Here is a 278-nt window from a genome sequence, read left to right as displayed (position 1 = left end):
CCTCAGGGGTCCGGGCGCTGGTGCGTTCGGTTCGAGGTAACCCGTCGACGCGTCAGTGGGTGTGGTCTTCGTCAGTGGGTGTGGTCTTCGCGGACCTCGGCGGCCTCGTCGCGCAGGCCGTGCCCGGGACGAGGAGCCGCGGCGGCACCGCCGGTGACGGCAGGACGCTCCTGCGCGTGCACGGCGGCACGACGAGCGACGGGCAGCTCGTCCACCTCGTCGTCGCCCAGGGACAGGCCAGCAGCGCGATTCTCGGCGGCCAGCTCCTTGCGGCGGGC

At 73.7% G+C, this 278-nt stretch carries 1 protein-coding gene; it reads right to left on the bottom strand.

Annotated elements, in window-relative coordinates:
* Window positions 1-71: 71 nt before the first annotated feature.
* Window positions 72-278: hypothetical protein (locus ABD089_RS06205; RefSeq protein ID WP_343885366.1), on the bottom strand; the 207-nt coding region annotated here is incomplete at its 5' end.

The sequence above is a fragment of the Luteococcus sanguinis genome, assembly GCF_039527675.1.
Classification (GTDB): Bacteria; Actinomycetota; Actinomycetes; order Propionibacteriales; family Propionibacteriaceae; genus Luteococcus; species Luteococcus sanguinis.
The sequence above is the reverse complement of the archived record's forward strand: the minus strand, read 5'-3'. Positions and strand labels throughout refer to the sequence as shown.